A 17,452-nucleotide genomic window follows, 5' to 3' on the forward strand; every position below is an offset into this window, starting at 1 on the left:
CATGCCCCTGCACCGGCTGAACCAGATCACCGTCGCGGTGCCCGACGTGGCCGCGACCGGCGCGTACTACACCGACTTCGGACTCTCGGCGGCCCCGGGTGATACAGGCACACCGGCCGGCACAGGCGGTACGGGCACTCCCGACGGTACGGCGGCCTCCGGCGGGGCGGCCCCGCCCCTCGCCGAGCCCACGACGGGCGCCGCGACGTACGCGACCGCCGACGGCGGCGCCCAGCTCGTCCTGGTGCCCGGCCACCGCCGCCGCCTGCTGGAGATCCGCGTCGGGGCGGACGACCCCGACGACATCGACGCCATCGCCTTCCGGCTCGCCCGCCTCGACATCCCCGCCACCCGCGTCCCCGGCGGCATCCGCGCCCAGGATCCGGGGACGGAGGCGGCCGTGGTCGTCGAGGTCACCGCGCGGGTGACGCAGCGCGCGACCCCGACCCCGCCGTACAACGCGCCCGGCGACGCTCCCCGGCTGGACAGCCGCGCGCCCGGCGTGTTGCGCGAGACTCCGGTACGGCCGCGCAAGCTCGGACACGTGGTGGTCGGCTCGACCGACCAGGAAGGCTCGCAGCGGTTCTTCACCGAAGGTCTCGGATTCCGCACCAGCGACACCGTCCCGGGCCTCGCCGCCTTCATGCGGTGCTCGACGGACCACCACAACGTCCTGGTGCAGCAGGCCCCCATCGCGTTCCTCCACCACACCGCCTGGGAGGTCGACGACGTCGACGAGGTCGGGCGGGGCGCGTCCGCGATGCTGGAGGGGCATCCGGAACGCCACGTATGGGGCCTGGGCCGCCATCACATCGGCTCGAACTTCTTCTGGTACCTGCGCGATCCCGCCGGGAACTTCTCGGAGTACTACTCCGACCTGGACTGCATCGTCGACGAGGCACTGTGGAAGCCGGAAACACTGGAAGGCATGCGCGGCCTCTACAACTGGGGTCCACCGCCTCCGCCTTCCTTCCTCGCCCCGGACGATCTGGCCGACCTGATGACCGGCAGCCACGGAGCCGGGGCATGACCGTCGCGGACGGCCTCGACTGCGACGTGGCCGTGGTCGGCTACGGCCCGGTCGGCCAGGCGCTCGCCATCCGCCTCGCCGGACTCGGACACCGCGTCACCGTCGTCGAACGCAGGACCACCCCCTACCTGTTGCCTCGGGCCGTGCACTTCGACGACGAAATCGCGCGGTTCCTGGGCGAGATGGAGCTCGGCCCGCGACTGGCGGACGTCAGCGAGCCGGCCGTCGACTACGACTGGCGCAACGCAGCAGGCGAAACCCTCCTGCACTTCGACTGGTCGGGTTTCGGCCCCAGCGGATGGCCGACCGCCAACATGTTCTCGCAGCCGGCACTGGAGGCGGTGCTCACGGCGAAGGCCGAGAGCCTCCCCGGCGTAACGGTGCTGCGCGGTCACCAGGCCGTCGCCCTCACCGACCGCGGAGACCACGCCGAACTCCGCGTCCGCGCCGCGGGCGCCGACGGTGACCGTGACGGCAGCGACGAACTCACGCTGCGGGCAAGCTACGTCGTCGGCTGCGACGGCGCAAACAGCTTCGTGCGCGACGTGCTCGGCACCACGGTCACCGACCTCGGCTTCCACTACGACTGGCTCATCGTGGACGTCATACCGCACGAGGAGCGCGTGTGGCGGCCGTTCAACCTCCAGGTATGCGACCCGGCCCGCCCCTCGACCGCCGTCTCGGGCGGACCGGGCCGCAGGCGCTGGGAGTTCATGCGCCTGCCCGGCGAGACGATCGCCGACCTCGACGACGCCGGGACCGCGTGGCGGCTGCTCGCGGACTGGGGCATCACTGCGGACAACGCGACGCTGGAGCGCCACACGGTCTACACCTTCGAGGCCCGCTGGGCGGACACGTGGCGGTCCGGTCGCCTGCTGATCGCGGGCGACGCCGCCCACCTGATGCCGCCGTTCGCGGGACAGGGCATGTGCTCGGGAATGCGCGACGTCGCCAACCTGGCCTGGAAGCTCGACCTCGTGCTGAGTGGCAGGTCCGGAGACGCGCTGCTGGACACGTACGGCAGCGAACGCTCCGCGCACGTCCGCAACGCCATCGGCATCTCGGTCGAACTCGGCAACGTCATCTGCCTCACCGACCCGGAGGCCGCGAAGGGCCGCGACGAGTACCTGCTCGGGGCAGGCGGGGATCCGGAGACGGCACTGCCGCCGGTCCCCCCGGCCGTGCTCGGCCCGGGCGTCGTACGGGCCGACGCGCACGGCGCGCCGGTCGGCTCGGCCGGGCAGCCGACGCCCCAGGGCCGCGTCGCCGACGCGGCCGGCCGCACCGGCCTGTTCGACCAGATCGCCGGGCCCGGGTTCGTCATCGCCACCACCGTCGACCCGCGGGACGCCCTCACTGCCGAGGCACGCGCCTTGGTACAGCTGATCGGTGCCCGCGTGGTGCACATCGTTCCGGAGGGGTCGCCTCTCACGGCTGCGGAACCCGTATCGGCGAACGACTCGACAGACTTGGAAATATTGCGAGTTGCCGACGTCGAGGGGTTCTACCTCCCACACATGCGCGCCGTCGGCCACGAGGTGGCGATCGTACGTCCCGACCATTACCTGTTCGGCGCCGCGGCGTCGTCGGCGGACCTCCCCGGACTGCTGGCGGACCTGGCGGCCCGGCTCCACCTCCACCCGCTGGGAGACGCGGCATGACCACGACCACCGGCGCCGCGACCGGCGCGGCCACCCCTGCCTTCCCGGACGCCGCGGATGCAGACGAACTGCTCGCTCGAATAAGGGCCTTGCAGCCCCTGATCGCCGGCAATGCCGCCCAAGGCGAGCGCGACCGCCGCGTCGTCGAGGAGAGCATCGCCGCGCTCACCGAGGCGGGCGCGTTCAGGACCGCCCAGCCGCGGCGGCACGGAGGCTACGAGACGTCCCTCCGGACCATGCTCGACGTCTCCGCGACCGTGGCGGAGGCCGACGGCGGCACGTCCTGGGTCGTCACCTTGTGCAACGTCTGCGCCTGGATGGCCGGGCTGATGTCCGGGCAGGCCCAGGACGACGTCTGGGGCGCCAATCCCGACGCCAAGGTCTCCGGCGTGCTGACGCCGTCCGCCGAGGCCGTCCGCGTCGAGGGCGGGTACCGGATTACCGGGCGGTGGTTCTACAACTCCGGCTCCTGGCACGCGGACTGGGCCGGCGTCGGATTCCCGGTCACCGACGAGAACGGCCAACTCGTGGACCAGGGACTCGCCCTGATCCCGCGCTCGGACCTGGGTCTCGAGGACACGTGGTTCGTCGCCGGAATGGCGTCGTCGGGATCGAACTGCCTCATCGCCGAGGACGTGTTCGTGCCGGACCACCGGATCATGTCGACGGGCGCCGCACTGGGCGGCAAGTACCCGACGGAATACGGTGACGAGGCGCTGTACCGGTCCGCACTGGTGCCCGTACTGGCTCTGGTCCTCGTCGGTCCGCAACTCGGCTTGGGGCGCAGGGCGTTGGAGATCGTGAAGACGAAGGCGGCGGGCAAGAGCATCGCCTACACCCACTTTGCCGCGCAGTCCGACTCCGTGGCCTTCCAACTCCAGCTCGCCGAGGCCGCGATGATGATCGACACGGCACACCTCCACGCGTACCGCGCCGCCGACGCCATCGACAGCGCCGCCCGGGCGGGAACGTACCCCGACGTCCTGGAGCGCGCCCGGATGCGCGCGGACGCCGCCTGGGCGCTGGAGCACGTCACCAAGGCGATCGACATCCTGCTGTCCGCGCACGGCGCGGCTGCGTTCGCGAGCGCCAACCCTCTGCAGCGCATCTGGCGGGACTCGGCGGTGGCCGCCCGGCATGCGGTGACCCTGCCGGCGGTCAACTACGAGATCTACGGGAAGGCGCTGCTGGGTCGGGACGACCAGATCACGCCGATGATCTGAGCGCGCCCCCGACCCTGCGCGCCGGCACCGCGCCACGCCGCGCTTCACCCGTCATCGACCCCACGGAGCAGAACCATGTCCGCCACGCGCCACAGCCTCGACCTTGCCGCGGGACGCATCACCGGGCTGGCCGCCGTGCCCGGCCCGGCCGCCCCCGGCACGGCCCCGGGCAAGCCGCTGCTGGTGTTCGTCCACGGCGGCGGAGCCGGCGCCGCGTCCTTCGACATCCCGGGCCACTCGCAACTCGAGGAGTCCGCGCACAACGGCTTCCCGGCGTTCGCCCTCGACCGGCCGGGGGCCGACGGCAGCCCGCTGCTCCCGTTCGCACCGGATTCGGATGCGGGCCTGATGCGCGCCAACGCGGAGCTGTTGCACGAGGCGATCGCCGAACTCTGGGCGGAGCACGGCCGGGAGCACCCCGGCGTGGTGGTCGTCGGCTGTTCCATCGGCGGCGCCATCACCCTGTATCTGGCCGCCCTATGGGCCGAACGGGCAACTGCCGCATGGCCGCTGCTCGGCGTCGCGGTCGCGGACATCGGGCAGGTCCCGCCGCCGGGTGTCGTCGGCGCCTGGGACGACGGCCCGCTGACGGACTACGGGGACCCCGCACAGCTCTTCGGCCGCGTCGACGTGCCGCCCATGTGGACGCTTCCGGACTACGTACGCGCACGCTTCGCGACCGGCGAGGGCTTCCAACCCCCGGTACGCGCCGAGGTCAAGGAGGTCATCGGCGGCTGGCTGCGGGAGTGGGACAAGGTGGCCGCCGCCGTGACCGTGCCGACGCACTACCGGCTCGGCTCGCTGGACAATCTGTGGGACCCGGCTCCCGAGCACGTGACCGCATTCGCCGCCGCGCTGCGCACGCGTTCGCCGTACGTCGACGCCGCGCTCTTCCCGGGCTCCTCGCACGTGGTCGCCAACAGCGTCGCGGGCTACGAATACCGGTTCCAGGTCCTGGGATTCGCGGAACGGTGCGCCGCGGCGTCGACCACGCCCGAGCTCCTTGGCCCCTGACCACGTGAACGACGTGAATGACGCGAACCACGCGAACCACGTAACGGACGAGAGGGCGCCAATGACCGCCAGGCCCGACCAACTCATCGACGTGCACACGCACTTCGTCACCTCCGAGTACCGCGAAGCGGCGGTGGCGGCGGGGCACGGCCTTCCGGACGGCATGCCGGGCTGGCCGTCGTGGGACGCGACCGCCCATCTGGAGCTGATGGACCGGTGCGGGATCGGCAGGGCCGTGCTGTCCATCTCCTCGCCGGGCACACACTTCGGCGACGACAAGGCGGCCCGCGCGCTATCCCGTGCGGTCAACGAGGCCGGGCGCGGTGTGGTTCTCGCGCATCCCGATCGCTTCGGCCACTTCGCCGCACTGCCGCTGCCTGATGTGGACGGAGCGATCGCCGAAGCCCGGTACGCGCTGGACGTGCTGGGCAGCGACGGAGTCGCGGTCCTGTCCAACGCCGCCGGACGCTACCTCGGAGATTCCGACCTGGCGCCGCTGTGGCGGGAGCTGGACGAGCGCGGTGCCACGGTATTCGTCCATCCCACGTCGCCGATCTGCCACGAGGCGGTCAGCCTGGGACGCCCGCGCCCGATGCTGGAGTTCCTGTTCGACGCCACCCGCACCGCGGCCGACCTGGCACTGGCCGGCGTCGTAGACCGGCACCCGGGCATCAGGTGGATCCTCACGCACGGCGGAGGCGCGCTTCCGCTGTTGGCCGACCGCGTCGAGCTGTTCCAACTCGCCTTCGGCGGAGCCCTCGAAGGGGCGGGTGTCGTCGATCAGTTGCGGCGCGTGTGGTTCGACATGGCGGGAACTCCGTTTCCCAACCAGGTTCCGGCCCTGGTCCGGGCGTTCGGCAGCGAACGCGTTCTCTACGGCAGCGATTTCTGCTGGACCCCGGCCTTCGCCGCACAGGCCCAGGCCGACTCGCTCGCCGCCGCCGAGCAGCCCGACGGTGACACCTGGCGCGCCCTGACCACGCGCAACGCGCAAACCCTCTTCCCCCGGTTCGCGTGACCAGCTCCGGAGCATCGCGGGGAGTCGTCGTGGCCGTGGGTGACGACCTGTACGGCGACGACCGGCCCTACGAGGCTGCCGAGTTGGATCACTGCGTCTTCGCGTGTCTGCACGGCTGATTGACGCCGATTGCGGCTGACGACCGATAGCACCAAAGAACGTCCAAGGGCCTGTGCGCCCGCCGATACGGCGGGGGCACAGGCCCTCGAAGGTTCACCGAATCACCCGGACCACGCGCTCACCCGGTCCGACGCGATCCGACGCGATCCGTGGATCAGACGTACTCGCCCGCCGGCGTGGCCGCGAAGCCCGCGCCGATGCGCAGCGCGTGCTCGTTGGCGCCGCCGAGGGAGAACTCGATCTGCTTGGCGTGCACGAAGTAGCGGTGCACGAAGTACTCCTCCGCGATGCCCATGCCGCCGTGCACGTGCACGACCGCGTGCGCGACACGGTGGCCGCCCTCCGCCGCCCAGAACTTGGCCGTGGAGATGGCCTCGGTGGCGTCCAGTCCCTCGCCGACCTGCCAGGCTGCCTGCCACGTCGTCAGGCGGATCGCCTCGACGTCGATGTAGCAGTCCGCGAGGCGGTGTCCGACGGCCTGGAACGAGCCGACCGGGCGCTTGAACTGCTCGCGCGTGCTGGTGTATTCGGCCGCCGAGCGCATCGCCTTCTCGGTGACGCCGAGTTGCAGCGCGCACAGGCCCAGCGTCGCGCGGTCGCGCAGCCAGACGGCCACCGCCGTGTCGACCGCGCCGCCGAGCAGTGCCGAGTCGGCCACCGCCGCGCCGTCGAGGGTGAGTTCGCCCGCGATCTCCTTGGCGGTGGTCAGCTGCGGGGTCAGCGTGACGCCTTCACCGTCGGGCGAGACCAGGAAGACGCCCACGCCGTCGTCCGTCGCGGCCGGGACCAGGATGACGTCGGCGAAAGTCCCGGCCGGGACCGCGGTCTTGACGCCGTCCAGCTTCCAGCCGCCGTCCACGCGCGTGGCCTTGACCGCCGGCGCGGCGGCGTCGCGGCCCAGGCGTTCGGCGAGCGCGGCGGTGAGGATCTTCTCGCCGGACACCGCGCCCGGCAGCCAGGTGGTCTTCTGCTCGTCGGTGCCGTGCGCGGCGATCGCGGCGGCGGCGACGGAGGAGGCGTACACCGGAACGGGGGCGAGCGTGCGGCCGACCTCTTCGAGGACCAGCACCTGCTCCAGGACGCCGAGGCCCGAGCCACCGTACTCCTCGGGCAGCGAGATGCCGAGGATGTTCGCCTTGCCCAGCTCGGCCCACAGTTCGCGGTCGAAGCGCGGCGCGCCCTCGCCGGTGACCTTCGCCTCCAACGCGGTCAGCGACTCGTGCGTCACGCGCTCGGTGAGGATCTGCCGGACCAGACCCACCAGGTCCTGCTGCTCTTCGGTGTATGCGAAGTCCATTTCGCATCTCCCTTTTCTGACAGTGACAGTGGTTGACGGTGGGTCGGGTTCAGCGCGGCGGACGGGGCATCCGCAGGCCGAACATCGCGATCATGTCGCGCTGGATCTCGTTCGTGCCGCCGCCGAAGGTGAGGATCAGCGCCGAGCGGTACATCTTCTCGATCCGGCCGCGCAGCACCACGCCCGGGGCTTCGGCGGTGAGGTACGCGTCCTCGCCGAAGCACTCCATGAGCAGCCGGTACGCCTCGGTCGCGAACTCCGTGCCGAAGATCTTGGTGGCCGACGCGTCGGCCGGTCCGACCTTCGCGCCGTGGTCGACCGCCCAGGCGATCTTCCAGTTGATCAGCTTGAGGTACTCGACCTTGGCGTGCACGCGGCCGAGGTTGAGCTGCACCTGCTCCTGGTCGATGACCCGGGTGCCGTCCGGCAGCCGGGTCTGCTCGGCCCAGCGGCGCGTCTCGTGCAGCGCGAGCTGTACGGCCGCCGCCGAACACAGCGCCACGCGCTCGCGGTTGAGCTGCCCGGTCATCAGCGCCCAGCCGCCGTTCACCTCGCCGACGACCGCCGAGGCCGGCACCCGCATGTCCTCGAAGGTCAGTTGGCTGACGGTCTGGCCGCCGAGCGTCCTGACCTCGCTCCACGACATGCCCGGCGTGTTCGTGGGCACCAGGAAGATGGTGAGGCCCTTGTGCGCCTTGACGTCCGGGTCGGTGCGCGCGGCCAGCCACAGGTAGTCGGCGACGTGGATCAGCGAGATCCACATCTTCTGCCCGTTGACCACGAAGTCGTCGCCGTCGCGTACCGCCCGCGTACGCAGGTTCGCGAGGTCGGTGCCCGCCTCCGGCTCGGAGTAGCCGATGGAGAAGTGCATGTCGCCGGACAGGATCTTGGGGAGGAAGAAGTCCCGCTGCTCCTGCGTGCCGTACTCCATCAGCGTCGGGCCGACCGTGTTGATGGTCAGGAACGGCACTGCCGCGCCGGCAAGGGTGGCCTCGTCGGTGAAGATCAGCTGCTCCATCATGGAGCGGTCCTGGCCGCCGTACTCCTTGGGCCAGCCGATGCCGAGCCAGCCGTCGCGTCCCATGCGGTTCGCGACCTGCCAGTACGCGCCGTCGCGGCCCTGGAGCGTGGTCTCGCCGGATGCCTGCGACTCGCGGACCTCCGGCGTCATGATCCCGGCGAAGTACTCGCGGAGCTCCCGGCGCAGCTCATCCTGCTCCGGTGTATAGGCGATGTGCACGGTTACCTCCCGGGACCGCGGTCCCTTGTGGATGCGTTCGTCGTACGAAGCGGACGGGTACGGACGGCGGTTCCGCCGGGTTCCGCGAAGTCGCCCCGTACCGGGCGGCCTTGCGGACCCCGACGGCGCCTAGGGGGCCACGGACGTGAAGTCCGCGAACCCGGAGGGATCGTGGCGGCCGAGGCAGCCGTGCTCGAACAGGCCCCAGCCCTCCGCGCCGTCGCAGGTGGCGCGGGCGACGTGGTCGATGATGCTGAACTTGGCGCGTCCGGCGGCGGCTTCGTCGTTCGCGGTGTCGACGACGACGCCCTCGCTCCAGTCCCGACCGCGCCACTGGCCGTGCGTCCAGGTGGGGTCCATGCCGTAGCCGGGGCCGCAGTTGAGGACCACGTGGCCGAGCGGCTCGACCTCGACGACGACCGGCTTGCCGGTCAGGTCCTTCATGCGCAGGGTGGCGCGCACCGGGTTGCGGGTGCCGGAGGCGTACTCGATGTCGAACTCGGGCCAGCCGAGCTGCTCGGGGCGGCGCCCGGTCGCGGCGGGCCAGACGCGGGTGGCCTGGTTGAGGGTGCGGGTGCCGTCCGGCTCCTCCTGCACGATCACGATGATCGCGAAGTCCTCGAAGCGCAGCGGCACGTACGTCCACCACATGCCGCCGTCGGGGTCGCGTTCGGCGGCGGCGCGCCCGGGCGGCTCGGCCTCGCCGCTCGGCCGGATGCCCCACGAGCGGTCGCGGGTGCCCAGCCAGGTGTCGGGCGTGACCGCGTAGTCGGTGCCCTCGACGTTGAGCGTGCCCTCCCAGGTGCCCACCTGCGCGAACCGCTGCGCGTCCAGGATCACCCGGCCGTCGCGCAGCAGGACGTGCGGCTCCTCGTCGACGGCCGGGAAGCTGCCGCGCCACGTGAGGTCCATCGCGATGCCCTGGTCGGACGCGTCGCACACCACGCGCAGTTCGTTCAGCGGCTCCTTGACCTCGATGCGGTACGCGCCGACGGCCGGGTTGAGCCGGTCGTCGTTCGCCGCGTCGAAGGCGTCGGACAGCCGGACGGTGGTGTGCCGCCCGCGCCGGCCGACGGTGACGAACGCGTCCTTGACCCCGAGATTGGGGTAGACGCCGTACCCGGTCACGACGAACACGTCACCCGTGCGGTCGTGCGCGTTGAAGTAGTAGCGGTCGTAGAAGTTGCGGTCGCTGCTGGCGACGCGCGCCATGGACAGCGGCGTCTGGTGGACCGGGAACTCGTCGAGCGGAGCGGGCAAGGCAACGTCCTTTCGGGTGCGGGCCGGTCGCCGGGGGTGCCCCGGCGCCCGGCCCGTGGGTCAGCCGCGCGGCAGTCCGAGGATGCGCTCGGCCACCACGTTGAGCTGGATCTCGCGGGTTCCGCCGCCCAGCAGGACCGCGGGGACCGACAGGTACGCCGTGACCAGTTCGCCCGCGAGCCCGTCCAGGCACTCGTCGGCGAGTCCGGCCTCGGCCACGCGTTCGAGCCGGGCGGTGACCACGGCCCGCTGGTGCTCGGTGACGGCCAGCTTGAGCACGCTGGACGCGGCGCCGGGGTTGAGGCCGGACAGCTGCTGGAGGGTGGAGCGCAGGGTGAGGGCGCGCAGCGCCCAGTTCTCCGCGGCGAACCCGCCGAGCCGGACCGCGGTCGCCTGCGAGGCACCCGCGGCACCGGAGGCCCCGATGTCCTGGAGCAGCTTGCCGAACGCCGCCATGCCGGGGCCGCCCGCGATCATGACGCGCTCGTTGGCGAGCGTGGTGCGGGTGATGACCCAGCCCTGGTTGACCTCGCCGACGACGGACTCGTCCGGGACGAAGACGTCCTCGAGGAAGACCTCGTTGAACTCGGACTGCCCGTTGGACTGCTTGAGCGGGCGTACGTCGATGCCCGGCGTCGCCATGTCGACGATGAAGTACGTGATGCCCTTGTGCTTGGGCACGTCCTGGTCGGTGCGGGCCAGGCAGATGCCGAAGTGCGCCTCGTGGGCCTTGGAGTTCCAGACCTTCTGGCCGTTGAGCTTCCAGCCGCCCTCGACCTTCTCGGCGCGGGTGGCGAGCGACGCGAGGTCGGAGCCGGCGCCGGGCTCGCTGAAGAGCTGGCACCAGACGATGTCGCCGCGGAGCGTCGCGGGAACGTAGCGGTCCTTCTGCGCGTCGGTGCCGTGCGCCATGAGCGTCGGGAGGGCGAACTCGCCGATGACCGTGGACGGCTGGGTCAGGCCCGCGGCGGCGAACTCCTGCTGGATGACGATCTGCTGGGCCGGGTTCGCGGCCATGCCGTAGGGCTTGGGGTAGTGCGGGGACACGTACCCGCACTCGTCGGCGAGGAACTGACGCCGCGCCGGCTCGTCGAGCTCCTTGGCCCGGACCAGGTTGGCGGCCACCTCGGCACGGAAGTCGTCGAGCCCGCCGCCCACTTCGAGGTCGAAGCGGCGCTCCGGGCCGCCGTCGAGCGTGGCCAGCGCGCGGCGGCCCAGCAGTTCGGCCCAGTCGCCGGTGGGGCCGAGCAACTGCGCGAGGAACACGCCGCGCCGCCAGTAGAAGTGGATGTCGTGCTCCCACGTGAAGCCGATGCCGCCCAGCATCGTGATGCAGTCGAGGGCGATCTCGCGGGCTACCGGCAGGCAGACGATCGCGGCCTCGGCGGCGGCCAGTTCGAGCTGGTCCTCGGCGTCCGCGCCGGTCTCGTCGGCGGCCCGGGCGGCGTCCCACGCGGCGGCCGTGGCGACCTGGAGACGGGTGAAGAGGTTGGCGGCCTTGTGCTTGACGGCCTGGAAGGAGCCGACCGCGCGGCCGAACTGCTCGCGGACCTTGACGTACTCGACGGCGGTCTCGAAGCACCAGCGGGCGACGCCGACGGCCTCGGCGGAGGCGAGGACGGCCGCGAGGCGGCGTACCCGCTCCGTGGTGACGCCGGGCAGCACCTGCGACGAGGTGACCTCCAGGGCATGCGCCGTCACGCTGCCCACGCCGCGGGCGAGGTCGACACCGGTGAGCGGCGCGACCTCGATCGCGTCGCGCCCTCCGGGGGCCACGACGAACCAGATCTCCTCGCTCTCGCCGGTACGCGCGCCCAGCAGCAGGTACCGCGCGTTGACGGCACCGGGCACCGGGCCGACCGTGCCGTCGACCTGCCAGCCGACCGGCGTCGCCCGTGCGGTCAGGGTGGGCGCGACGGCCACCGCTCCGGTCGCCCCCTCGGCGAACTTGGGCAGCAGGGCCTTTGCGGGCTCGGGGCCGGCGTACCGCGCCAGCAGCGCGCTGGTGAGCACGGTGGGCAGCAGCGGCCCGGGCAGCAGCCCGCGGCCGGTCTCCTCGAGTGCCACCGCGAGGTCGAGGATCCCGGCGCCGGCGCCGTCGTACTCCTCGGGAAGGTGGATGGCCGGCACCCCGGAACCCACGAGCCCGTCCCAGAAACCGGGCACGGCTCCGGCGGAGAGCGCCTCGATGTCGCGGCGGGTCGACTCGACCGTCGCGTGGCGCTTCGCGAATCCGGCGACCGACTCGGCGAAGGTCCGGTGCTCGGGCGTGTATCCGATGGGCACGTTGAATCCCCTATCTCTGCGGGCTCCGGCCCTGAGGGGGCCAGGCCCGCCGATCCTGATGATCCGACAATATCCTTGTCAAGGTCAAAGGAAAAGACAGGTGACCTTCGCTTATCCCCCAGGCCGAGGCGTCTCGAATGTGCGAGGCAATCCACCGGGGCAATCCACCGAGGCCATCCGCCGAGGGCCCGGCAGATGGCCTCGTGCGCATCAGGCGCCGGCGGGGCGGGTGCTGGGGAGGCCGAGCTTGCGGTGGTCCCAGGAGACGATCTTGTCGGGGATCACCTTGATGACGATGCGCTTGTTGAGCATCATCTCCACGGCCGGACGCATGGCCTCGGTGTACGGCGTGGTGTAGCGGCTGAAGACGTCGACGCCCAACTCCCAGATGCGCTCGGGCTCCTCGACGATCTCGGCCTTGCCGACGATCGAGACGCCGCGCAGTTCCTCGTAGTAGTCGCCGGCCTCGACCAGGAGCGTGATGTTCGGGTTGCGGCGCAGGTTGAGGACCTTCTGCGCCTTGGCCTTGCTCTCCAGGGCGATCTCGCCCTCCAGGAAGCCGTACCACATGCCGATCGAGTGGATGCTGCCGTCGGGATTCAGCGTGGACATCGTCATCGAGTGCCGCTCGGCGAGGAACGCCGTCACCTCCTCGGGGGTCATCTTGACCTTGTCGCGCTGCTTGACGCCGTGGCCCATGTGCTCGCCCATGCCGACCCTCCGGGGAAATGTGGTTGCTTCAGTCAAACAATGCCACAGAGTGCACCGGCGGACGCGTACGCGACAACCCCCGCCGCCACACCGCCCCCTTGCTCCTTGACGGTCCGTCAGATAGTCCTGGACGCATGACTCGCACCGATGACTCCGAAGTCCCCGACTACCCCGGGCGCCTGCGCCTCGACGGCAAGGGCGTCGTCGTCCTCGGCGCGGGCCAGGGCATCGGACGGCAGGCCTCGCACGCCCTCGCGCAGAGCGGCGCGAAGGTCCTCGCCGTCGACCTGGACGCGGACCTCGCGGCCGACATCGCCAAGGAGGTCGACGGCTTCGCGTGGTCCGGGGACGCCACGTCGCGCGAGGACGTCGCGGCGCTGTGGCAGCAGGCGGAGACGCAGTTGGGCCGCGTGCACGCCGTCGTCGACATCATCGGCATGAGCCGCTACAAGGACCTGCTCTCGACGACCGACGAGGACTGGGCCTGGCACCACGACATCGTGCTGCGGCACGCGTTGCTCGCCGTGCAGTTCGGCGGCGCGCACATGGCCCGGAACGGGGGCGGCACCATCACGTTCGTCGCCTCGGTGTCGGGGCTGACGGGTGCGCCGATGCACGCCGCCTACGGTGCCGCGAAGGCGGGGCTGATGTCGCTCGTACGCTCGGCCGCGGTCGAACTGGGCCCGTCCGGCGTACGCGTCAACGCGGTGGCGCCCGGCGTGGTGTGGACGCCGCGCGTTTCGGCGTACCTCGGCGAGGCGGGCCGCGCCGCCAACGCCGCGAACGCCCCGGTGCGCGACGTGGCCCGGCCCGCGGACATCGCCGGCCCGCTGCTGTTCCTGACGAGCGACCTGTCGCGGTACGTCTCCGGCCAGGTGCTGAGCGTCGACGGCGGCGTGGGCGTCAAGTTCCCGTACCCGCTGCCGGACATGGACGTCGCGCCGCACTGACCGCCCGCGATGGTCTTCGGCCCGGATCTTCGACACCTGCCGCAAGGCGCCGCTGCGGTACGCCGCATCACGCCGCATATGGCGCGGCCCCGTCCGCTTCGGGGGATAGCAGACGGGGCCTTGCCGTGCCGCCGCCGTGGGAGCTGAGAAGGCTCGACGGGGCACGCTTTCGGGTGGGGACGACGGGAACGGGAAGAAGCGGGGCCGGACGAGACCGGGACCGGGGTGCCGGGTCAGGTCCGCGGGGCTCCCGCGGCCGCGTCCCGCCGGCTCTCCGCCGCTTCCGAAGGGCTGCTGGCCGAACCGGTGGCAGCTGAACCGTCGGCAGCCGCGCCGTCCGGGACCGCCGCGGCCGAGCCGCCCTGCGCCGGGCCGTCGGCCGCCTGCGCGGCGACCTGCTTGGCGGTCTGCAACGGCTGCTCCTTGATCAGCAGCACGGCAAGCAGGGCCACCAGCCCGAACGGTGCGGCGACCATGAAGATGTCGCCGATGGCGTGGCCGTACGCGCTCTCCACCACAGTGCGTACGCCCGGCGGAAGGTGGCGGACATCCGGGATGCCGCCGCCCGCACCGCCTCCGCCCGCCCCGCCGTCCGCGAGGTAGCCGGCCACGCGGTGCGACATGACGGCACCCAGGATGGACACGCCGACCGCGCCACCGAGGCTGCGGAAGAACGCGACGATCGAGCTCGCGGCGCCCAGTTGGTGCAGCGGCACGGCGTTCTGCACGGCGAGCACCAGGTTCTGCTGGAGCGCGCCCACGCCGACGCCGACGAGGAACATGAACGCGCCGAGCAGCACCAGGTTGGTGTCGTACCGTGCGGTGCCCATGAGGACCAGCCCCGCGGTGAGGGCGACGCCGCCGCCCACGAGGTAGCGCTTCCAGCGGCCGGTCGCGGTGATGAGGCGGCCGACGACCGTGGAGGTGAGGGCGAGGCCGAGGATCATCGGCATGGTCATGAGGCCGGAGACCGTCGGGGACTTGCCGCGGGCGATCTGGAAGTACTGGCTGAGGAACACCGAGGCGCCCATCATCGCGAGGCCGACGGCAAGGCTGCCGATGACCGCCAGGACGACGGTGCGGTCGCGGAACAGCCACAGCGGGATGACCGGTTCGGCGGCGCGCTGTTCGACGGCGAGGGCGAGGCCGAGCAGGACCAGGGCGCCGCCGATCATGGCGCCGGTCTGCCACGAGAGCCAGTCGTACTGCTCGCCGGCAAGAGTGACCCAGATGAGCAGGAGGGCGACGCCGCCGCTGATGAGCGTGGCGCCGAGGTAGTCGATGCGCACGCCTTCGCGGCGGACCACCGGCAGGTGCAGCGTCTTCTGCAGGATCACCAGCGCCACGACCGCGAAGGGCACGCCCACGTAGAAGCAGCCGCGCCAGCCGAGCGCCGAGTCGACGATGACGCCGCCGATCAGGGGGCCGCCGACGGTGGCCAGGGCGAAGGTCGCGCCGAGGTAGCCGGTGTACCGGCCGCGCTCCCGCGGCGAGATCATCGCGGCCATGATGACCTGGGCGAGCGCGGTCAGGCCGCCGACGCCGACGCCCTGGATGACGCGGAAGCCGATCAGCATGCCCGAGCTCTGCGCGAGCCCGGCGAGCATCGAGCCGACGACGTAGATGGTGAGCGCGAGCTGGACCAGCAGCTTCTTGCTGAACAGGTCGGACAGCTTGCCCCAGATGGGCGTCGTGCAGGTCATCGCGAGCAGCGTCGCGGTGACGACCCAGGTGTACGCGGACTGCCCGCCGCCCAGGTCACCGATGATCCGCGGCAGTGCGGTGCTGACGATCGTCGACGACAGGATGGCCACGAACATGCCGAGCAGGAGCCCCGACAGGGCCTCCATGATGCGGCGGTGCGTCATCGGCTCCCCGGAGGTGCCTCCGGGCCCGGCGACGGCAGGTGTCGCGGCTGATGCGGCGGAGCTCGCCATGCGTACTACTTCCCTTCGAGCCCGCCTCCGGCGGATCGCGCCGGGGCCGGGCACCCCTTACCGAGTCTTCTTCGCATGCCTTGGGGGCAACGCGGCAAAGTCGTTGCCGGGTACAACTGTAGGGCACATTAGTTGCGGAATGCAACTTTAACAACTCTTGGCATTCGGGCGACGCCGCGCGTCCGCCCGCCGCGCCTGCGGGGCATACGGCCGGAATCGGACTTAGCCTGAAAACATGTCAGGCACCAGCAAAAGCGGAGGAAACAGCAACTTCCTCGCGCAGATCGACAACCGAACCTGGCTGACGATCGCGATCGTCATCCTCAGCGTGTGGTTCGTGCTGGCCAACACCGCGTCCGCGTCGATCCGGTTCTGGATCCCCACGGTCGAGGCGCCGATGTGGATCGTGCTGATCGGGACCTTCGCGGTCGGCGCGTTCACCGGCTGGATGGTCAAGACGCGCCGCGGCTGACCCCGCGGCCGACCCCCCGCGGCCCGCCGCCCGCTATTGTTCGGGGCGTGTCCACGCAGGCCCGAACCCCCCGTTTGCCGCGCCCGGTACGACGGGCGCCGTCCGCGCGCGCCCTCGCGGCAGGTGTCGCCGCCGCCGCGCTTCTGAGTGCCTGCGGGGTGGAGGGGAAGGCCAAGGCCCAGCCGGTCCCGGCCGAGGTGTGCTCGGGCCTGCTGAACACCGACGAGGTCACCGCGCTGCTGCCGAAGGGCAAGCCCACCGTCCGCGACGAGCAGCGGCCCATCTTCAAGTACCCGTTGCAGCGCTGCGAGGTCACGGTCGACGGCGTCAGCTTCGTCGGCTCCGCCTACCTGCCCAACATGGCCGGCTCCGAACTCGTGCAGCTCGCCGGGTCGACCGGGTCGGTCGCGTCGCCGTTCGTCGGCGACAACTTCAACGGCATGGCCGGGCCGGACGACGTGTGGATCACCACCGAGTGCACGCTTGGGATCACGGACGACGCCGGACGCGCGGTCAAGGCGCCCGTGGTCGTCCGCGGCCGCATCGTCGGCGACCCGGCGGCCGACCGCCGCGAACAACTCGGCGCGGTGACCCAGAAGTTGGCCGCGGGCGTCTACGACGCCTCGCGCTGCGGCCAGACGGCGCCCGCCAACCCCGCGCCGATCGCCCCCGCGCCGCCGCGCGTACCGCTCACCGACGCGCCCATCTGCGAGGTCCTGCCGCCGAGCGCGCTCGGCGCCGCGGCGGCCGGCGACCAGCGGGGCCGGTGGACCGCCGCGCGTACGCCCGGCCGTGAGGGCTACGTGCAGACCTGCGACCTCTACCTCGACGGCGTACGCGCCCTCTCCTTCACCGTGGCGCACGGCTACATCGCGCCCTCCGCGGAGATCCCCGGCGAGCGCCCGCGCCTTTCCCAGCGCCTGCCGGTGCCGCCGGACTCGACGCCCGCACCGCCCAAGGACACGAAGGTCACCACGGCCACGCCGCCCGGCACGGTCGTCGGCGCGGTCGACGGCACCGGCCGCAAGAAGGACGTGGCGACGGGCCAGGAGACGGGCTGCCGCGTGGCGTACCGCATGTCGCGGCACGACGGGCCCGGGCTGCCCGCCGACGCCGCGAAGGTGCCCGTCGAGGCGGCGTTCCGCGCGTTCGTCGCCGGGGCGTCGGTGCTCGACTACACCTGCCCGGTGACGCCCGACGCGGAGTGGACGTTCGCCTGACCGCGAGGTCGCG

The 17,452-nt window shown here is 71.8% G+C and carries 14 protein-coding genes; 8 read left to right on the forward strand and 6 right to left on the reverse strand.

Annotated elements, in window-relative coordinates:
- Window position 1 precedes the first annotated feature (1 nt).
- From AB0C36_RS02170 to AB0C36_RS02190, 5 genes are all read left to right on the forward strand, one after another.
- Window positions 2-1,030: a VOC family protein gene (locus AB0C36_RS02170; protein WP_358347872.1), complete on the forward strand. Its 1,029-nt coding sequence runs from the start codon at window positions 2-4 to the stop codon at window positions 1,028-1,030.
- Complete coding sequence (gene mhpA / locus AB0C36_RS02175) at window positions 1,027-2,691, forward strand: bifunctional 3-(3-hydroxy-phenyl)propionate/3-hydroxycinnamic acid hydroxylase MhpA (protein ID WP_358347874.1); 1,665 nt, start codon at window positions 1,027-1,029, stop codon at window positions 2,689-2,691. Before AB0C36_RS02170 ends, mhpA begins: the two co-directional genes overlap by 4 nt.
- The gene (locus AB0C36_RS02180; protein WP_358347877.1) at window positions 2,688-3,914 is read left to right on the forward strand and encodes an acyl-CoA dehydrogenase family protein; all 1,227 of its coding nucleotides are present in this window, start codon (window positions 2,688-2,690) and stop codon (window positions 3,912-3,914) included. The genes mhpA and AB0C36_RS02180 overlap by 4 nt, the downstream gene beginning before the upstream one ends.
- A gap of 75 nt (window positions 3,915-3,989) precedes the next feature.
- Window positions 3,990-4,928, forward strand: a complete 939-nt coding sequence (locus AB0C36_RS02185) for an alpha/beta hydrolase (protein ID WP_358347880.1) — start codon at window positions 3,990-3,992, stop codon at window positions 4,926-4,928.
- 61 nt (window positions 4,929-4,989) lie between these two features.
- The gene (locus AB0C36_RS02190) at window positions 4,990-5,946 is read left to right on the forward strand and encodes an amidohydrolase family protein (protein WP_358347883.1); all 957 of its coding nucleotides are present in this window, start codon (window positions 4,990-4,992) and stop codon (window positions 5,944-5,946) included.
- Between the two features lie 274 nt (window positions 5,947-6,220).
- Here the strand turns inward: AB0C36_RS02190 and AB0C36_RS02195 are convergent, their stop codons facing one another.
- The 5 genes from AB0C36_RS02195 to AB0C36_RS02215 form a co-directional block, all read right to left on the reverse strand.
- Window positions 6,221-7,363 (reverse strand): acyl-CoA dehydrogenase family protein, encoded by a 1,143-nt coding sequence (locus AB0C36_RS02195; protein ID WP_358347886.1) that lies wholly within the window; start codon window positions 7,361-7,363, stop codon window positions 6,221-6,223.
- A gap of 49 nt (window positions 7,364-7,412) precedes the next feature.
- On the reverse strand, window positions 7,413-8,603 hold the full coding sequence (locus AB0C36_RS02200) for an acyl-CoA dehydrogenase family protein (protein WP_358347889.1): 1,191 nt from the start codon (window positions 8,601-8,603) through the stop codon (window positions 7,413-7,415).
- 129 nt (window positions 8,604-8,732) lie between these two features.
- The gene (locus AB0C36_RS02205; protein ID WP_358347891.1) at window positions 8,733-9,863 is read right to left on the reverse strand and encodes an Rv3169 family protein; all 1,131 of its coding nucleotides are present in this window, start codon (window positions 9,861-9,863) and stop codon (window positions 8,733-8,735) included.
- Between the two features lie 60 nt (window positions 9,864-9,923).
- Entirely contained in the window at window positions 9,924-12,149 is a 2,226-nt protein-coding gene (locus AB0C36_RS02210) for an acyl-CoA dehydrogenase family protein (protein ID WP_358347894.1), read from the reverse strand.
- Between the two features lie 210 nt (window positions 12,150-12,359).
- A complete protein-coding gene (locus AB0C36_RS02215; protein WP_358347897.1) occupies window positions 12,360-12,860 on the reverse strand; it encodes a pyridoxamine 5'-phosphate oxidase family protein in 501 nt (166 codons plus the stop codon).
- A 134-nt stretch (window positions 12,861-12,994) separates the two neighbouring features.
- On the opposite strand from AB0C36_RS02215, the gene AB0C36_RS02220 reads away from it, so the two are divergent.
- Complete coding sequence (locus AB0C36_RS02220) at window positions 12,995-13,810, forward strand: SDR family NAD(P)-dependent oxidoreductase (RefSeq protein ID WP_358347900.1); 816 nt, start codon at window positions 12,995-12,997, stop codon at window positions 13,808-13,810.
- 233 nt (window positions 13,811-14,043) lie between these two features.
- Here AB0C36_RS02220 and AB0C36_RS02225 read toward each other — a convergent pair whose 3' ends face one another.
- Window positions 14,044-15,678 (reverse strand): MDR family MFS transporter, encoded by a 1,635-nt coding sequence (locus tag AB0C36_RS02225; RefSeq protein WP_494410241.1) that lies wholly within the window; start codon window positions 15,676-15,678, stop codon window positions 14,044-14,046.
- Between the two features lie 304 nt (window positions 15,679-15,982).
- On the opposite strand from AB0C36_RS02225, the gene AB0C36_RS02230 reads away from it, so the two are divergent.
- Both AB0C36_RS02230 and AB0C36_RS02235 read left to right on the forward strand, forming a co-directional pair.
- Entirely contained in the window at window positions 15,983-16,219 is a 237-nt protein-coding gene (locus AB0C36_RS02230) for a lipopolysaccharide assembly protein LapA domain-containing protein (protein ID WP_358347906.1), read from the forward strand.
- 47 nt (window positions 16,220-16,266) lie between these two features.
- Window positions 16,267-17,439, forward strand: coding sequence for a hypothetical protein (locus AB0C36_RS02235; RefSeq protein ID WP_358347909.1), 1,173 nt, complete (start codon window positions 16,267-16,269; stop codon window positions 17,437-17,439).
- The last annotated feature ends 13 nt before the right edge of the window (window positions 17,440-17,452 follow it).

The organism is Streptodolium elevatio (genome assembly GCF_040649515.1).
GTDB classification, from domain to species: Bacteria; Actinomycetota; Actinomycetes; order Streptomycetales; family Streptomycetaceae; genus Yinghuangia; species Yinghuangia elevatio.

What these genes read in the sequence shown, in the direction of transcription:
- AB0C36_RS02230 (WP_358347906.1), top strand. Translation starts at nt 15,983, where the DNA reads ATGTCAGGCACCAGCAAAAGCGGAGGAAACAGCAACTTCCTCGCGCAG.
- AB0C36_RS02185 (WP_358347880.1), top strand. Translation starts at nt 3,990, where the DNA reads ATGTCCGCCACGCGCCACAGCCTCGACCTTGCCGCGGGACGCATCACC.
- AB0C36_RS02170 (WP_358347872.1), top strand. Translation starts at nt 2, where the DNA reads ATGCCCCTGCACCGGCTGAACCAGATCACCGTCGCGGTGCCCGACGTG.
- AB0C36_RS02215 (WP_358347897.1), bottom strand. Translation starts at nt 12,860, where the DNA reads ATGGGCGAGCACATGGGCCACGGCGTCAAGCAGCGCGACAAGGTCAAG.
- mhpA (WP_358347874.1), top strand. Translation starts at nt 1,027, where the DNA reads ATGACCGTCGCGGACGGCCTCGACTGCGACGTGGCCGTGGTCGGCTAC.
- AB0C36_RS02180 (WP_358347877.1), top strand. Translation starts at nt 2,688, where the DNA reads ATGACCACGACCACCGGCGCCGCGACCGGCGCGGCCACCCCTGCCTTC.
- AB0C36_RS02220 (WP_358347900.1), top strand. Translation starts at nt 12,995, where the DNA reads ATGACTCGCACCGATGACTCCGAAGTCCCCGACTACCCCGGGCGCCTG.
- AB0C36_RS02190 (WP_358347883.1), top strand. Translation starts at nt 4,990, where the DNA reads ATGACCGCCAGGCCCGACCAACTCATCGACGTGCACACGCACTTCGTC.
- AB0C36_RS02225 (WP_494410241.1), bottom strand. Translation starts at nt 15,678, where the DNA reads ATGACGCACCGCCGCATCATGGAGGCCCTGTCGGGGCTCCTGCTCGGC.
- AB0C36_RS02195 (WP_358347886.1), bottom strand. Translation starts at nt 7,363, where the DNA reads ATGGACTTCGCATACACCGAAGAGCAGCAGGACCTGGTGGGTCTGGTC.